Below are 15,503 nucleotides of genomic sequence, written 5' to 3' on the forward strand. Positions count from 1 at the left end.
TATTTATTGTACCAAACGCATTGGAATTTCACACTTTTTGCATTACAAGTGATACCTGAATGGACTGCAGAAGCAATTTGGAGATTTAATCTTGTTTAAAATAGACACGTGTGTGTATCTGATGAATAGACGCTTCCGGATTGACTATACTGAGAACATCAACTATGGAAGGAGGTGGCATGATGACCGATACGACCGGGCAATCCCCCAAGCGTAAACCGCTTTGGCTTCGATGCTTTCAAGGACTGATGTCTCTCACTATTCTGACGGTCATCGCCGCCTGCATCCTGCTCGCCTATTTGTACACGACCAGCCTTCCGCTCGCGGATACGGATCGGAATTCACGTCTGCTAGATAGTCAGGGACAAGTCATCGCCACTTTCTCTGCTGGAGGCAAAGAATCCATTCCGGTCCAGCTTGATCACATTTCACCCGATTTGATTGCAGCTACCCTGGCTGTGGAAGATCGGAAGTTTTACGATCATTTCGGCTTTGATTTCAAAGGTCTGGGCCGGGCGGTAATCGTTAATCTGACCCGCTGGGATATGTCGCAAGGGGCCAGCACGCTGACTCAGCAGCTTGCACGGAATCTGTATTTATCTCATGAGAAAACATGGACTCGCAAGGCCAAGGAGGCCATCTATACCGCACAGCTTGAAATGAAGTACACCAAAAATGAGCTGCTGCAAATGTATTTGAACGAAATTTACTATGGTCATGGCGCCTATGGCATTGAAGCAGCTTCGCAAATGTATTTCGGTAAATCCGCAAAGGATCTGGATTTGGCCGAAAGCGCCCTGTTAGCAGGTATTCCGAAAGGACCGACCTACTATTCACCGTATAATCATATGAAAAATGCAAAGGATCGGCAGAAAATTGTACTGGACTCCATGGCGCTCACCGGCAAAATTACTCCGGCCGAAGCCACCAAGGCCTATGAGGAAATGCTGGCCCTGCGGCCCGAGAGCCAGCGCCGGACAGTGGAAGCCGCTCCCTGGTTCCGCGATTACGTCCGCCAACTGGCGACTCATCAGCTTGGGATTAGCGAAGGGGTGCTTGAGCATGGTGGCCTGAGCATTTATACCACGCTGGACATGCACATGCAGCAAGCAGCCGAGGCGGCTGTAAACGAGGGCATGAAGAGCAGCAACGGACTGGAAACCGCGTTAATCTCCATGGACCCGCGCAACGGACATGTCAAGGCCATGGTCGGTGGAACGAACTATGTCGGGAATCAATATAATCATGCGCTGGCCACAACCCGGCAGCCAGGCTCCGCTTTCAAGCCGATTATGTATCTGAGCGCGCTGGATTCCGGCGAATTGACGAGTACGTCCAAGTTCGAAAGCCGACCGACGTTGTTCCACTACGATAACAATCGCAAGACCTATAAGCCCAAAAATTTTGGAGACAAATATTTGGGTGAAATAGATCTTCGGCGCGCAATTGCGGCGTCCGATAATATCTATGCCGTTAGCACCATTTTGAAGGTGGGAACGGATAAGGTCATGGACCTCGCCAGCAAAATGGGCATTACAAGCGAGCTCAAGCCCGTACCTTCGCTGGCGCTGGGCGTGTCGCCCGTCAGTCCGTTCGAGATGGCCTCGGCCTTCTCGGTCATCGGCAGCGGCGGGCAAAAGGTGGCTCCGGTGGCAGTGCTGCGCATCACCGATGCGGCCGGGCGGTCGCTGTACGAAGCGCCCCAAGCCGCGCCCGTGCAGGTGGTGAAGCCCGCCTCCGCCTACGTCCTCACACGCCTCATGGAAGGCGTGTTTGAAGAAGGCGGCACCGGCAACCGGGTCGCGAAGCTGATCAAGCGCCCGGTCGCTGGCAAGAGCGGCACGACCAACACCGATGCGTGGATGGTCGGCTTTACCCCCGAGCTGTCCACCGCTGTCTGGGTCGGCTACGACAAGGGCAAGGCCATCAGCACACAGGATGCCCGACGGGCGGCTCCGATTTTTGCGCAATATACGGAGAAAGCGCTGGAGAATGTGCCGCCCAAAATCTTCCCTATCCCTGACGGCGTAGTCAGCGCTTATATTGATCCGGCCAGCGGCAAGCTGGCTGCACCGGACAGCCCGGACAAGCGGCTGGAGGTATTCGTCAGCGGCACGGAGCCAAAGGAGACGCTGTCGGGGCAAAATAACCCACCGGCAGCAACGCCAACTGACCAAGCGGAGCGACAAGCCGAAAAGAAATCGTGGTGGGGCAATTTTAAGCGTTGGTGGATGGATTAATAGCAAAAAAAGACTGGGAGAACGCGATGAGCGCTCTCTCAGTCTTTTTATTTTCGCTTCACTTACCTCATTTACCCATTTACCTCTCTTGCCAGTGCCATCAGCCATCATCCCGTTAAGCCCCGCTCTTCCCTAAAGCTGCGCGATTACCAATAACAGCTAAACGACTCAATACGGTTAGTGTCTACACCGTAATAAAACCAAAAACGACCACTCCACCGGAAACCCGCTACGGATGTCCTGCCTACAAAGACAGGGTACATCCAGAAACGCTCCCCGTTCGTCAGCCATACAAACGTGTTGCGGAACAAACAACCGAAAATGGCTCCAGGGTCAACCGCATACGCCGAAACCAGCGGCTTCGGTGGCGTAAATTGCGGTGGTGGGGAAGTTGGTGCTTGAGTTTGCTGCCCACCTTGCGGACCGAATGGCCCCTGCGGCGGCGGTGAGAACGGCTGTGGCGAAAATGGCCCTGGGCCTGGTGGCGGACCTATCGGAGATGGGAAGGAATCCTGCATATCAGGAAATTGTGGAATCGAAGGACCTGACGGCGTGAATGGACCCGGAGTACCCGGTTGCGTTCCGAAAGGAACTTGTGGCAGTAAAGACATGTGTTTCACTCCTTGTGTTCTAGGCTGATGTATCCTATGCGGGACATCAGCCCGCGGACTGGGCGAATCCCCATATCGCCGCCAAACTCCGCTATTTCGTCCTTTTACATCAAAAATTCTTATTTCCTGTTACGATTAACTCCCTTTCTGAACATGCTCCAGCTCAATTTCATGCACCATTTTAATCTCGACTCGTTTCCTTAGCTCATAATACCGTTCCAGCAGTCGGTGCTCAACCCCCAACTGTTCATTCATCCAGCCTATAATAGAGTCATCGTGATGTTCGTTAGACCAGCTAAACAAATCGCTATATAGCTGACCAAATGATTCCTCATTGCTGCGAGCGAACCGGATCGGTCGGGCTGTATAGCTTAGCTTGAGTTCCAACATCTCATATAGCACGTCCAAACGATATTCCAATGCCTGTACATCTTCTTTGGATGCATCGTAGCTTTTTATATCCTGAACGAGCTCCCTAAAGGTTAGCCCTACATGCTGCATAGCAAAATAAGACCACACACAACTGCCTGTAGCCGTTCCATGAGCCTCCCAAAACGGATTCCACAGGATAGAGCGAATCGTATCCTTCTGCCCTTCTCCAAACAATGCTATTCCAGCAATAATTCCTGCATTACAGTCTACGGAAGCATGTTGCTCTCCCCAATGTACCAATCGCGGAATCATATCTTCAGTAGTGCATTTAAAGCTTAACAGAGGTAAGAATTCATTAAACAAATTCTGATCCAACACTTTTTCCAATTCAGCCGCTAGTTGTTCACGATACGGTTCGCATGGAAGATGTACCAGTCCCAAACAGGCATCCACAGACGCAACTCCATATGGCCCATTCACCAAAGCGACAAGATCAGCAGCAGCCTCCACATAACCCAAATAACCTAGCACATACAGCACACCGTCAGGTATATGTTCTGGGGATGCCTGATTTTGAACGTAACGCTCATACATATCCTGCGCCAAAGTAACATCCCCGCATCTCATGATCGGCTGGAGGAGTAACCCCCGGATATAATGATGGGGATCTTCTACAAAAAGCCTGTATAACTCCCAAGCATCCTCCATGGTCCCATATTGGGCAACCACATCCGTATAAGCGGAAATGATGCTGGCGTCCAGCTTCTTGCCTGAGCCGAACATATCAATAAGCCCTGCTGTCGCGTCCATCATCCTGTTTTCCCCTTTCCCATGTTTGCATACCTTTCTTTATGAAGCACTTCTCCACTGTTGAATATTTCTATTAAAAAAGAGGAAAGATGTTATCATCTACGATCCAGTCTAGGGAGTTGATCTCATGCAAGATTCCAGTCCAAAAATTACAACATTTTTCATGTTCTCAGGTCAAGCAGAAGAAGCCATGCAATATTATACCTCTGTATTTAAGCCGTCTGGTATTATGAGCATTTTTCATCAGGAAGATGGAACCGTGTTACATGCCGTATTCAACCTCAAAGGGCAGACTTTTATGGCTATTGACCAAAATCATCACAACAAACACCCTTTTACCCCAGCTCTATCGCTACTCGTCACTTGTGATTCGGAAGAAGAAATCCATAGCGTGTTTGACCAGCTATCTCAGGAAGGCCGAGTTCTAATGCCCCTTGAAGCCTCTCCCGTAAGCCAACAATTTGGGTGGGTTGAAGATAAATACGGAGTCTCATGGCAATTGAACCTGGCAAAAGACTAAATTTCTTCTCTAAACGATCCAGCAGACTCTAGAAGTCTATGAAAAAACAATAGACCATGCTCCATCTTTTTTTGGTAATATTATATTTAATAGGTGCCAGTAAAAGGATGTGTGTTTATTGTATAGTGCAAATTGTGAACAATGTTTTGGTTTATGCTGTGTAGCCTTGCCTTATGCAAAATCAGCTGATTTTGCTTTTAATAAGGATGGAGGAACTCCTTGTCAAAACCTAAATGCGGATTATCGTTGTGATATTCATAAGAATCTAAGAAACAACGGCTTGCGAGGCTGTACGGTATATGATTGCTTTGGAGCAGGTCAAAAAATTTCCCAAGTTACATACAACGGAAAAAGCTGGCGAGACCACCCGGCAATAGCTGAGGAAATGTTCAGTATATTTCCCATCATGCAACAGCTTCATGAAATGCTTTATTACCTAAATGAAGCCCTTAACTTAAAAGAAACTCACCCCATCTATACAGACTTACAAAAAGCTATGGCGAAAACCGAGCAGCTTACGGATCAAGATCCAAAATCCCTCATAAATCTTCATGTACCAACCCATAGGGCGTTAGTCAATGATTTACTTTTACAAACAAGTGAGTTAGTACGAGAAAAAGGTAAGAAAAACTTAGAGCGCAATAAATATAATAAAAAAATCAGGAGTAGAGACCTTATCGGGGCAAATTTGAGAGGCGCCAATCTTAGGGGTGCCAATTTGAGAGGAGTTTTACTTATTGCTGCTGACCTCCGAGAAGCCGATATGAGAATGACCGACCTTATCGGTGCGGATTTTAGAGACGCTGATTTAAGTGGAGCTAATCTGGAAGGAAGTATTTTCCTTACACAAGCGCAATTAAATTCGGCTAAGGGCAATTGTAAAACCAAACTGCCCCCCTCTCTAAGCATTCCCGGCCATTGGCTGCATTAGTTTTTTTCTAAAGAAACATTGCTTACCTACATGAAAAAGAAATAGACCGCCCCCCACAAAGGTAACGGTCTATTGTTGGACCCTACTGCCGACTGCTCTTTAAGCAGTGGTTGTATACTGGAGTCGTGTTAGCGCACGACTCCTTTACTATTCTTACCTCAGTATAGCTCATTTTATAACGTAAATACAGCTTTTATCTTCAAAAATTTTACTGTTCACTCCGTACTTTCACTTATCCGGTGCATATTGCTCTGTAGTGCTTTCCTGATGAAAACAGACTTGTTCCTTACATCCATAACGAATAGTAGATCCAGTATCCTCATAATAGCCCACATCTTCGAAATTAGCGGGCCTTGTGGCTTCAATTAGATTCAGCAAATCCTGCGCGACTTCTTCTATAGACTCTTTCTCGGTGTCCCCTCCTATAGCTGGGCCTCCTGGTCCCTCGTATGCAGTCAATATCCAGCTTTGCCCATTTGGATCTGTTGCCTTAATTATGTACTCATATGCTTCTTCAAAATTTTCTGATGTCCTTTGAGGTTCTCCAAATAAAGTAATTAGCGCTCCTCTAAACTGAGCAACAGTCTCCTCTTCCAGCGATGTAGCATGAAGAATATTGGATGTCATCAATGAAGCCTTTTGATCATTAATTTTTTTATAAGTATATTTCGTTATGTACTTCTCACCTGAATATTTTTTACTTTCTGGGGCTGTTTCCTGTTGATCCAATGTTATTGGATTTTGTTTAGAAGCATTCAGTACCAAGCCACAAACAATCGCAAGAACGATAACCGCAACTGCTATATATTTGTTAATCATACTCTCTCCCTACTCCCAAAGCCTATTTGGCTACGGAAACATTTTAATATAAATCAAGGCTACAGAAGATGCACCAAAATCCCCTTATTCTTCTTCGTTCAGAAATTCCTTTAATCTCCGACTTAAAGCTGTATACTGCTCTGCATTGGTGTCCGAAAAAGCCTCCTCCCGGTTGGAGTATACATCCTGATACTGTGGAGGGATTGAAAATTGCGACCTCGTAAAATCTATAATGTCCTCACCAATGCGGTTGTAATAGTGCCAACCACTATCCAGCCATGTCCTCAAAATATCGCCGCCAAGCCTGTCCTGAACGACAAGCGCTGTGACACCACATTGTCCAGCCGCAGGATTATTTGCTATCCATTTAGAGCTAGACTCCAAAGACCAAGCTTGAAACAACGCCTTTTCTAATTCTAAAAAAACGGTTTGCATTCAACATGCGCCTCCCTCTTCGATTCCATTCTGCACTTATGGTGAACGTGCTTTATTTATTTCAACCCGTATTCCACACTCTATGAATCTTGGCTTCTGCTTCTTTCAGTTCTAGCAAATATATGTCTGGATTCGAAAGTTTTTTCCACTCCTCAAAACCAAACTGCGGATCGTAATGTCGAATGAGAAGAGATAGTAAAGCTCCATGAGTTACAATGATAACCGTTTTTTCCGCCCGCTCTATAAGCTCCTGGACAAGCTGGATTCCTCGATCTGCTGCTTCACGAGATGATTCTCCTCCCTCCAGCTTCAAGTCCTCGTCCAAATACGTCTGCTCCAGCACGTCCAGCCAATGATCCAGATGCTCACCGCTTAATACACGTTCCTGAAGACGTAGATCAGTATATACCTGCAACTGTCTACGCTCAGCCAAGGGCTGAATGGTTCGCACGGCCCGTTTCCATGGACTGGACACAATATATTCCACACCTACATTCTCCATAAAATCAGCCAACTGCTCAGCTTGCCGGGTACCTTCATCGGTGAGTCGGGCATCTGGTTCCTGTCCGGTTGCTTGGGCATGTCTGACAAAATAAATTTTCTTCACGTCATCACTCCTTAACTGTCACACAAATTTAAAATTGTGCATATTTACAAATAATTATTTTTATGTTATAATATTGGTTTACATATTTGGATTTCATGATACGATTCCTTTGTATTACATCAACTCTTATGGGAGGGATTCGATGCAATTAGACAAGGGAATACACATACTCCAGGTTTCTGCTAACATCATGGGAAGTATAGAGAGTATTCACCCCACTTTAATGTGGGACGAAGATAACATGATTTTAGTCGATACGACTTACCCCGGGCAACTCTCACTTTTACATGAGGCTATTCTAGACACCGGATTAGCAATCCATAAACTTACCTCCATATTAATAACACACCAGGATCTTGATCATATCGGCAGTTTAACAGATATAATCCGGGCTTCCTCATCCCCAGTTCAAGTATTAGCCAGTTCTATCGAAAGGCCTTATATACAAGGAGAAAAACAGCTTATAAAGCTGACTCCAGAAGCAATAGATCAAGCTGTAAGCTCCATGCCCGAATCCGTTCCGGTAGAATGGAGACATGCATTCCGGCGTACACTTGAAAATCCCCCAAAGGCTATTGTAAACTCCACCATCGTTGCCGGAGAGGAATTGTCCTTCTGTGGGGGGATCATAGTTATAGATACTGCTGGTCATACACCAGGACACCTAAGTTTCTATCATAAATCCAGTCAAACCCTGATTGCAGGAGATGCCCTACGCGTAGTAAGCAGCAAATTATTGGCTCCAGACCCGCAATACTGCTGTGATTTCAATATGGCCAAAGAATCTCTTAAAAACCTGCTGCCTTATGATATTAAAAAAGTGATCTGCTTTCATGGAGGGCTGTACGAAGGCAATTGTAATCAGCGGATATCTGAAATATGTGAATCCTAGCTTTTGATTACATGGTCATACCCGATCCTTGACCGATCAGATAATCATCTAAAGAAAAGACTAACCAGGAATTCCTGGTTAGTCTTTTCTGAATGAGAACTAGGCTTTTAAGTGGACTCTTAATACGGGTACTTCTGAAGAGGCAGATGTTCCTTCCAAGATTTCCACATGGCTGATCATCTCTTGCCCGTCTGGAACGATTACCGGAGTAATTACAGGCAATCCCCCCTGTTGAATCGCGTCTAGATCAAACTCCATCAGTAATTGCCCTGCTTTAATGTTATCTCCTGTTTGAACGTGAGGGTTAAACCCTTGTCCTTTGAGGGAAACTGTATTAATCCCGACATGTATCAAAATTTGTACACCAGATTCATGCTCAATGATCAGAGCATGCTTACTTTTCTCCATCACGTGGACGACTTTACCCGTAAAAGGAGCAGTCACTTTACCTTCAGTCGGATGAATAGCGATGCCTTCCCCCATAGCCTTCGTAGAGAACGCAGGATCTGGAACCTCTTCAAGGGAAACCACTTTTCCTTTGATTGGTGCTACCATGTCGAATTCTTCAATACGAGGAGCCGCCTTCTTTTTCAACCATTTAAACATAACGATGCCACCTTATTTAGAGATTACATTCATAAACAGTGAATAGGACTTAACTACATCTTTCAAGGAACCGGTTCCACAAAATGAATAAAAAAAGGAGTGGAAGCGATTTCTATCTGAATTATAGTGAATGCCTTTCCAGGATGTCAAGATGCTCCTCTCCGTTTCTAGAATCACTCCGTTTAAAGATACAGAAACATTTTATAGCGAGCATACTTTACATCCTTTCACTAAAATTGCATAATGATCAGTTGTAAAGTATGCACATTCATATTATATACTTACCTAAAGGAGAGTGTAATTTATGAGTGAACCCTGTGTTCCGTCTGGCGTGGTCCTAAAAGACACTGGCTTTGGATATACGTTGTCCTTAATAAGCGGTAAATATAAAATGATCATTATATATTGGCTTTTTGAAAATAAGGTTATGCGACATAACGAGCTGAAGCGAAGTATCGGTACCATTTCCTTCAAAACACTAAGCATCATGTTAAAAGAGCTAGAGGCAGATGGCCTTATCATACGCAAGGAATTTCCCCAGATCCCTCCAAAAGTTGAATATTCACTATCTAAACGTGGCCTTTCTCTCATTCCATTATTAAATATGATGTGCGAGTGGGGAGAGGAAAATGGTTTGCCAGCTCTGGAGGACGGACAGCAATAGACATTCCTATTACAGGCTGTCAATAAAATTCAAATAATCTCGTGCGCTTTTCTCCAATTCGCTTTCGGACGTACCAATCTCATTTTCGCCAGACTCTTTTTCTGTACCATAAAACGCAAAGAACGAACGATAATCTGCATTGCAATATAGGAAGGTTGTTTCAAAAGGAGATAATAGCTGCTCAAGTGTATGGCGATATCTTCCTTCTTCACTATAATCTTCTTTTTTACTTCCGGCAGATACTGCTAAAGCAACCTTACGATTCTTTAATTTGTCACCTCCATTTGAACCATGAGCCCAGCCATAAACAAAAACATCGTCAAGCCATTTTTTAAGGAGAGGCGGACTGTTAAACCAATAAACTGGGAACTGTAAAATGAGATTGCTATGTGATTCAATGAAGTGCTGCTCTTTTTCCACATCAATGTTCCCGTCAGGGTAAACCTTATGCAATTCGTGGATAGTATACTTTTCTGGATATTTTTTGAGTTCTTCTACCCATCGCCTATTTATGACAGATGCCTCGATGCTTGGATGTGTAACGATAACAAGAGTTTTCAAAGAATTGTCCTCCTTAAGTATTATTTATTTTTGAGTATAAAGTGAGCGCTACAAATATGTAAGTATGCACTTTCAGGACAACTACTTACTAAAAGGTTAGTGTCAACTCAGATAAATAAAAAAAGCAGCCCACAGAAGTGGCTGCTTTTTTTACTGCGTTAACGCTGGGCCTATCCTTCCAGCGCCTGCTTCAATTCCTCAGGCGAAGCGTCCCACCATTCCTCGTTATGCGAAATTAGCAGGCTTTTAAGCGCTGCTCTATCTTCGCTGCCGAGATCATCCAGCATGAAACGACGCTTGAGCGCGTAATCCATACGGTTGACGTGATCGGCGAGGATTTTCCAGCCGCGTTTGGCTTCGTCGTCAATCAGCATCTCGCAGGCGGTGGCGCCGCCGTACATACGTCCTTCGGGCGTACGATCCACGGCTACCCATACGAGCCATACCTGCCGTCCATTCGGTACATCCTCTTTATTCGTAGAGAACTTGATACCACGTTCTACTTTACTTTTGGCATGCATGGCACCGATATCAATTTTCGCTTCTCCTCGGTCAATGATGACCGGGGACATGCTGTTCAGGTCGATTGAGCCTGCGCCGAAACCCTTATGTTTACTCTTGCCACTGACAATGTTCAGTGCAATCTGTTTTTTGCCGTCCGGCTGATTTTCACTCATGCGTCACTAGACCTCCATTTTCCGTCTTCACACTCATTCTACACTATAAATATTTTAACTAATAATCTCCTGAAAGCAAACATATACATGCTGTAGATGCTTGTCAACGGGAGGTATCCATTGTATGACCCCAGCACGCACTAAAATCGTTTTATTGTCTACACTAGCCCTCGGTCTCCTCGCAGGGACGTTATGGTTTGCCTGGCAGCCCCAATCGCAATCAGACCCGCAGTCCATAGGCCAACCACTATACGGCTCCCTGTCTGAGTCTGCGCTTGTCCCAAATATGGGCATGCCTCTAGGGGCAAACATCCTGCCTGACCTGCCCAAGAACCCTCCACAGCCCGCTACAGAAATCCTCAGCAAACGGGTGGTAGAGTACCACATTGATGTGTCTCTGGAAAAAGGACAGGTTTTGCGAGGCACTGAGACACTGACCTGGAGGCATCCGGGCAAGAAAACCGTGAATGATCTGTATCTTCATCTATACCCGAATGCCTTCTCTTCCATGGAAACCACCTTTATGAAGGAATCCGGTGGAAAGCTGCGCGGAGACACCATGCCCAAAGACGGCTTTGGCTCCATGACGCTGACTGAACTAAAAACAGAAGACGGTTTATCTCTCATGCACCGCATCCAATATGTGCAGCCAGATGACGGTAACGCAGGCGACCGTTCGCTCATGAAGGTGCGTCTACCCAAGCCGGTACGAGGTGGCGAAGAAATCACATTATATATGAAGTTTGAGGTAAAACTGCCCGCCATCTTCGCTCGTATGGGTGCGACAGATGATTTTGTAATGGCAGGACAGTGGTTCCCGAAGCTCAGCGTCTACGAGACTGCAGGGCAACGTGGACGCGCCGAAGAGGGCTGGAACCTCCACCAGTATCATGGTAACTCCGAGTTTTATGCCGATTTTGGAATTTACAGCGTACGGATTCGGGTGCCTGAAACTCATATCGTAGCAGCGACCGGATTTCCCACCCGTGGTGCCGTCCGACAGAACGGCCAAAAAATATATCAATTTTATGCCGATGATGTACACGATTTTGCCTGGTCCGCTTCACCCAACTTTGTAACCGTAGAAGAACCCTTTTCTTCTGCTGAAGTCCCTGGTGTCAAAATCAAGCTCTACCTTGACCCGTCGCACAAGGAGCTCAAAGGGCGCTATATGAGCGCAGCGAAGGCCGCTCTTTCGTACTACAGCAAATGGTACGGGCCTTATCCATATTCCACCCTATCCATCGTGGTTCCACCCAAATCAGGCAATGGAGCCGGCGGTATGGAGTATCCGACACTCATCACAGCCGCTGCTGCGGGTAATCTAAATCCTGGCTATAGTCTGGAACGAACATTAGTTCATGAGATTGGACATCAATATTTCTACGGAATGGTAGCCAATAACGAATTTGAGGAGCCGTGGCTGGATGAAGGCTTCACCTCCTATGCAGAGGAGCGGCTTATGGAGCAAGAATATGGGCTTACCCCCAACTTGCCATTACAATCGGGACAGATAGCCTCCCCACAGCCGCTAAACCGCGAGTCATGGAAGTACGGCTCGGCTGCTGAGTACGCGCAAAACGCCTACTCTCGAGGCAAGCTGGTACTACGGGGCATTGAACGTCAGGTGGGTATGAAAAAAATGGATCGGATTATGCGGACCTACGTCCAGACGTACCGATTCAAGCATCCATCCTCCCAGGATTTTCAACGTATCGTGGAGAGAGCCACCGGACGCTCATGGAGCCACTATTTTGAACAGTATGTATATGACGGCCAGATGGCGGACTTTTCGGTGGATCATATCACGAACCAAAAGCTGGAGAATGGATATGAAGCAGTCGTGACGGTCAGCAAAAAAGGGGCGGATTATCCCAAGATCCCTGTCCAATTTACCTTCAAGGATGGTACCACGATATTCAAGGCTTGGGACGGCGCGGGCAAAAGCACAACTTTTCGGATCAAAAGTACTTCTCCCGTTTCCTATGTAACCCTTGATCCTCTATATACCATTGCACTGGAGAACAAGCACATTAACAATAGCCTAAAAGCCGAATTGGACGAAAAGCAACAAACCCGTTGGAATGTAAGTGTAACCAAGCTGTTAGAAACACTGCTTGGAAGTCTGTCATGGTGAGGTGTCTATAGATGCGGACTGTTATAAAAGAGGGCTGGGCGCTGGTGCGCATACGATTCTATATCGTTATCATTTTATTTCTGTATCGACTACTGTGGGGGGTGTTTCTCTATCGGCTGGTGCAGTCTGCCGTTATCCCGCTACTGCTCCGTTATCCTGATCAGGGTCAAAACGAGCTGGGACAGACCTTGTTTTGGATGGAGAGCCAGATTGCTCTGATGGACAGCCGGGAAGTACATGTGTATTTGTGGATACTACTAGGGGCGACTGTACTACGCATACTGATCACTCCCTTCATTAGAGCCGGAATATATCAAAGCCTGCATACCGATGCGACTGAACCGCAAAGCCTGTCCTTTTTCAAGGGTATGAAACGCCATGGCATGTCGTCGCTGTTGTATTACATCATCGAGTTGGGACTGCTGCTGCTTCCCGCCATTTGGGTAGTACCGAGACTCTACCCTATTGTAGCAGGAGCACTTCAATCTTCCTCTTATCTGCTGCATTTGTTGCCCTATGTCATGGGATGGATGGCATACGGATGGTTCATTCGGCAGTGCATCCTGTATATGCAACTGGGGACTGTCGGTGGTCACGCCATACTATCGTCCCTGCTCGCCTTCTTTCGCCAGCTCCTTCCAGCTGTCGGTATATCTCTTTTGCTTGGTGCTTGTGTGCTGCTGGTCTTCGGTCTATTTGGCACCGTGGCGATGATTTGGACTGGCATGCTGGCGCTCATTCTCCAGCAATCGTATCATTTTGTTACTAGTCTGGTCAGGCTGTGGCATATCAGTTCGCAGTACAGACTATGGCATACCGATATCTCCAGTAGAAGTTAAGCCCTGCCTTTATGTTTTTTACTTCATTTCCGTCTGTCGAAAAATCTTGATTCATATCCGCGCAAACGACACATAACTGAATACTGTTAACAACATCTGTTCCTTGGACATTAGGAGCAGATTTTTTTTGTAACTTTTTGCAATGAAACATTTGCCAAAGCCAGCCGTCTTTGTTACAATAATCGCAGTGAACTGATAGTAACAACTTTGTAATCTTTATTGTAACCTTTATCTCAAAAATAACGTTATTGTGAATACTGCTCTCCAAGGTGCACATCTTAAGTTAAGCCTAATTCCTGGCACCTAGGAAGCGGGGGAACCAGTTTGGGTGAATTGATCTCGCAACAGAGTGGTCATAGGGGAACCTTCTACCGAATCCTTAAGCTAACCTCGCAGGCATTGGAAGGGGTATATTTTTTTTGAAGAAGAAGCTAACGATCGCAGCTATGGGTCTTGCCATTGCCTTTACATCTTTTACATTCGGTGGCGGCAGTGCATATGCAGACTCTAAGATGGACCAGGTCATTCAAGATGCCAAAGGAACGAGCTACAGAAGCGGAGGCACTACACTCGAGGGATTCGATTGCTCCGGCTTCACAATGTATGTATTCAACAAACTGGGAATTAAACTTCCGCATCAATCCGGATCACAATTCAAAATGGGATCTTCTGTATCCCGCGATGAAATGAGACCTGGAGACCTGGTGTTCTTCAACACCACAGGAAGAGGCATTTCCCATGTAGGTATCTTCGTAGGTGAAGGGAAATTTGCCCACTCCTCGACTTCACGTGGTGTAGTAGTTAGCTCACTGAACGAAAATTATTACGCTAACCGCTATGTCGGTGCAAAAAGAATTATGAGCACAGACGCTTACCATTCTGTAGCTTCAGAAATTCCTGATGACGACAACGTAGAATAACTAACGCACAGCAAGCTAACCCTAGCCGCAATTTGATTCTGGCCGGAATCGAATTGCGGTTTTTTATGTCCACAACATCAGCAATTATTATCATTACTGACGAACTGAAGCCTCAAAAGGTTTCAATTTTAGCGAACATCGTCGGTTTTACCGTCAGCGCTGGGGGAGCATATGAGCAGTAATTCCTTCTTATTGAATGTATACCCGACTTGAGTATGAAATAAACACGCTTGCCATTCCCCTGCAACTTGTCTACAATCTGTTGTTAATGATTGAAGTACCTGTAAAAGGAGGATGGAACACATGCCGGCCTCAATATCCAACTATCGGATCGTACCGATGGACGAGCATCAAGCGGCTGCAATCTGTGAGTGGCGCTATGATCCACCTTATAATATATACGGTTGGCTCCCCTGGGAACAAATGAAGGCGCTTGAAGTCGAATTTGGAAGTCCCACGCTTCGCCAAGAGCAATATGTTGCCGTACTGGATGAAGAGAATAAGCTGACGGGATTTGCTCAATATTTTCCTATGATCGGTGTGACCCGGCTAGGTCTTGGAATGCATCCCGAAAGATGCGGACATGGCAAAGGCGCTGATTTTGTCCGTGCCATTGCAGAGGAAGCCCAACGACGCAACCCGAAGAATGAAATTGATCTAGAGGTACTCACTTGGAATCGGCGCGCTATCCGGGCTTACAAGGCGGCTGGATTTGAGCTTACAGATACCTATGAACGCCAGACTCCCGATGGCAAAAAACCGTTTTTTTGTATGGTATATCGTCCCGAGCACCAAACCCAGGTTCTATGATAAAAGCGCCTTCGGCATACAACCGCGATGTTGTATAGCGAAGGCGCTTTTA

General features: G+C 46.1%; 17 protein-coding genes and 1 riboswitch. Of the genes, 9 read left to right on the forward strand and 8 right to left on the reverse strand.

Annotated features, from left to right (window positions below; all coding sequences use genetic code 11):
* The first annotated feature begins 182 nt into the window (after positions 1 to 182).
* A complete protein-coding gene (locus tag MKX59_RS27235) occupies positions 183 to 2,240 on the forward strand; it encodes a transglycosylase domain-containing protein (RefSeq protein WP_340859455.1) in 2,058 nt (685 codons plus the stop codon).
* 146 nt (positions 2,241 to 2,386) lie between these two features.
* Here the strand turns inward: MKX59_RS27235 and MKX59_RS27240 are convergent, their stop codons facing one another.
* Entirely contained in the window at positions 2,387 to 2,851 is a 465-nt protein-coding gene (locus MKX59_RS27240; RefSeq protein ID WP_028542587.1) for a hypothetical protein, read from the reverse strand.
* A 135-nt stretch (positions 2,852 to 2,986) separates the two neighbouring features.
* Positions 2,987 to 4,036 carry a hypothetical protein gene (locus MKX59_RS27245; protein WP_028542588.1) on the reverse strand — a complete coding sequence of 350 codons (1,050 nt, stop codon included), beginning with the start codon at positions 4,034 to 4,036 and terminating at the stop codon, positions 2,987 to 2,989.
* A gap of 124 nt (positions 4,037 to 4,160) precedes the next feature.
* Between MKX59_RS27245 and MKX59_RS27250 the strand changes: the two genes are divergently transcribed.
* Positions 4,161 to 4,553: a VOC family protein gene (locus MKX59_RS27250; RefSeq protein ID WP_028542589.1), complete on the forward strand. Its 393-nt coding sequence runs from the start codon at positions 4,161 to 4,163 to the stop codon at positions 4,551 to 4,553.
* Between the two features lie 118 nt (positions 4,554 to 4,671).
* Positions 4,672 to 5,484 carry a pentapeptide repeat-containing protein gene (locus MKX59_RS27255; protein ID WP_049828494.1) on the forward strand — a complete coding sequence of 271 codons (813 nt, stop codon included), beginning with the start codon at positions 4,672 to 4,674 and terminating at the stop codon, positions 5,482 to 5,484.
* 228 nt (positions 5,485 to 5,712) lie between these two features.
* Here MKX59_RS27255 and MKX59_RS27260 read toward each other — a convergent pair whose 3' ends face one another.
* The 3 genes from MKX59_RS27260 to MKX59_RS27270 form a co-directional block, all read right to left on the reverse strand.
* Positions 5,713 to 6,303: a hypothetical protein gene (locus tag MKX59_RS27260; RefSeq protein WP_028542591.1), complete on the reverse strand. Its 591-nt coding sequence runs from the start codon at positions 6,301 to 6,303 to the stop codon at positions 5,713 to 5,715.
* A gap of 84 nt (positions 6,304 to 6,387) precedes the next feature.
* Positions 6,388 to 6,738: a YunG family protein gene (locus MKX59_RS27265; RefSeq protein WP_028542592.1), complete on the reverse strand. Its 351-nt coding sequence runs from the start codon at positions 6,736 to 6,738 to the stop codon at positions 6,388 to 6,390.
* A 61-nt stretch (positions 6,739 to 6,799) separates the two neighbouring features.
* Positions 6,800 to 7,345, reverse strand: a complete 546-nt coding sequence (locus tag MKX59_RS27270; RefSeq protein WP_028542593.1) for a histidine phosphatase family protein — start codon at positions 7,343 to 7,345, stop codon at positions 6,800 to 6,802.
* Between the two features lie 142 nt (positions 7,346 to 7,487).
* On the opposite strand from MKX59_RS27270, the gene MKX59_RS27275 reads away from it, so the two are divergent.
* Positions 7,488 to 8,237, forward strand: coding sequence for an MBL fold metallo-hydrolase (locus tag MKX59_RS27275; protein ID WP_028542594.1), 750 nt, complete (start codon positions 7,488 to 7,490; stop codon positions 8,235 to 8,237).
* Between the two features lie 99 nt (positions 8,238 to 8,336).
* Here MKX59_RS27275 and MKX59_RS27280 read toward each other — a convergent pair whose 3' ends face one another.
* Complete coding sequence (locus MKX59_RS27280; protein ID WP_025723771.1) at positions 8,337 to 8,843, reverse strand: PTS sugar transporter subunit IIA; 507 nt, start codon at positions 8,841 to 8,843, stop codon at positions 8,337 to 8,339.
* A 304-nt stretch (positions 8,844 to 9,147) separates the two neighbouring features.
* Here MKX59_RS27280 and MKX59_RS27285 point away from each other — a divergent pair, with 304 nt between their 5' ends.
* On the forward strand, positions 9,148 to 9,507 hold the full coding sequence (locus MKX59_RS27285) for a winged helix-turn-helix transcriptional regulator (protein WP_025723772.1): 360 nt from the start codon (positions 9,148 to 9,150) through the stop codon (positions 9,505 to 9,507).
* 9 nt (positions 9,508 to 9,516) lie between these two features.
* On the opposite strand, the gene MKX59_RS27290 is transcribed toward MKX59_RS27285, so the two are convergent.
* Together MKX59_RS27290 and MKX59_RS27295 are read right to left on the reverse strand one after the other, a co-directional pair.
* Positions 9,517 to 10,068 carry an NAD(P)H-dependent oxidoreductase gene (locus MKX59_RS27290; RefSeq protein WP_028542595.1) on the reverse strand — a complete coding sequence of 184 codons (552 nt, stop codon included), beginning with the start codon at positions 10,066 to 10,068 and terminating at the stop codon, positions 9,517 to 9,519.
* A gap of 170 nt (positions 10,069 to 10,238) precedes the next feature.
* On the reverse strand, positions 10,239 to 10,745 hold the full coding sequence (locus MKX59_RS27295; protein WP_028542596.1) for a YwhD family protein: 507 nt from the start codon (positions 10,743 to 10,745) through the stop codon (positions 10,239 to 10,241).
* A gap of 124 nt (positions 10,746 to 10,869) precedes the next feature.
* On the opposite strand from MKX59_RS27295, the gene MKX59_RS27300 reads away from it, so the two are divergent.
* From MKX59_RS27300 to MKX59_RS27315, 4 genes are all read left to right on the forward strand, one after another.
* Positions 10,870 to 12,882, forward strand: coding sequence for a M1 family metallopeptidase (locus tag MKX59_RS27300; protein ID WP_340859452.1), 2,013 nt, complete (start codon positions 10,870 to 10,872; stop codon positions 12,880 to 12,882).
* An 11-nt stretch (positions 12,883 to 12,893) separates the two neighbouring features.
* Positions 12,894 to 13,721, forward strand: a complete 828-nt coding sequence (locus MKX59_RS27305; RefSeq protein ID WP_028542598.1) for a hypothetical protein — start codon at positions 12,894 to 12,896, stop codon at positions 13,719 to 13,721.
* 276 nt (positions 13,722 to 13,997) lie between these two features.
* Positions 13,998 to 14,135: riboswitch (cyclic di-AMP (ydaO/yuaA leader) on the forward strand.
* 5 nt (positions 14,136 to 14,140) lie between these two features.
* Positions 14,141 to 14,641, forward strand: a complete 501-nt coding sequence (locus MKX59_RS27310) for a C40 family peptidase (RefSeq protein WP_025723776.1) — start codon at positions 14,141 to 14,143, stop codon at positions 14,639 to 14,641.
* Between the two features lie 303 nt (positions 14,642 to 14,944).
* Entirely contained in the window at positions 14,945 to 15,451 is a 507-nt protein-coding gene (locus tag MKX59_RS27315) for a GNAT family N-acetyltransferase (protein ID WP_076265409.1), read from the forward strand.
* Positions 15,452 to 15,503 lie beyond the last annotated feature (52 nt).

It is taken from the genome of Paenibacillus sp. FSL R7-0340, from assembly GCF_038002205.1.
Taxonomy (GTDB): domain Bacteria; phylum Bacillota; class Bacilli; order Paenibacillales; family Paenibacillaceae; genus Paenibacillus; species Paenibacillus polymyxa_B.

What these genes read in the sequence shown, in the direction of transcription:
- MKX59_RS27285 (WP_025723772.1), top strand. Translation starts at nt 9,148, where the DNA reads ATGAGTGAACCCTGTGTTCCGTCTGGCGTGGTCCTAAAAGACACTGGC.
- MKX59_RS27300 (WP_340859452.1), top strand. Translation starts at nt 10,870, where the DNA reads ATGACCCCAGCACGCACTAAAATCGTTTTATTGTCTACACTAGCCCTC.
- MKX59_RS27250 (WP_028542589.1), top strand. Translation starts at nt 4,161, where the DNA reads ATGCAAGATTCCAGTCCAAAAATTACAACATTTTTCATGTTCTCAGGT.
- MKX59_RS27265 (WP_028542592.1), bottom strand. Translation starts at nt 6,738, where the DNA reads ATGCAAACCGTTTTTTTAGAATTAGAAAAGGCGTTGTTTCAAGCTTGG.
- MKX59_RS27260 (WP_028542591.1), bottom strand. Translation starts at nt 6,303, where the DNA reads ATGATTAACAAATATATAGCAGTTGCGGTTATCGTTCTTGCGATTGTT.
- MKX59_RS27315 (WP_076265409.1), top strand. Translation starts at nt 14,945, where the DNA reads ATGCCGGCCTCAATATCCAACTATCGGATCGTACCGATGGACGAGCAT.
- MKX59_RS27245 (WP_028542588.1), bottom strand. Translation starts at nt 4,036, where the DNA reads ATGATGGACGCGACAGCAGGGCTTATTGATATGTTCGGCTCAGGCAAG.
- MKX59_RS27275 (WP_028542594.1), top strand. Translation starts at nt 7,488, where the DNA reads ATGCAATTAGACAAGGGAATACACATACTCCAGGTTTCTGCTAACATC.
- MKX59_RS27305 (WP_028542598.1), top strand. Translation starts at nt 12,894, where the DNA reads ATGCGGACTGTTATAAAAGAGGGCTGGGCGCTGGTGCGCATACGATTC.
- MKX59_RS27235 (WP_340859455.1), top strand. Translation starts at nt 183, where the DNA reads ATGACCGATACGACCGGGCAATCCCCCAAGCGTAAACCGCTTTGGCTT.
- MKX59_RS27280 (WP_025723771.1), bottom strand. Translation starts at nt 8,843, where the DNA reads ATGTTTAAATGGTTGAAAAAGAAGGCGGCTCCTCGTATTGAAGAATTC.
- MKX59_RS27240 (WP_028542587.1), bottom strand. Translation starts at nt 2,851, where the DNA reads ATGTCTTTACTGCCACAAGTTCCTTTCGGAACGCAACCGGGTACTCCG.
- MKX59_RS27295 (WP_028542596.1), bottom strand. Translation starts at nt 10,745, where the DNA reads ATGAGTGAAAATCAGCCGGACGGCAAAAAACAGATTGCACTGAACATT.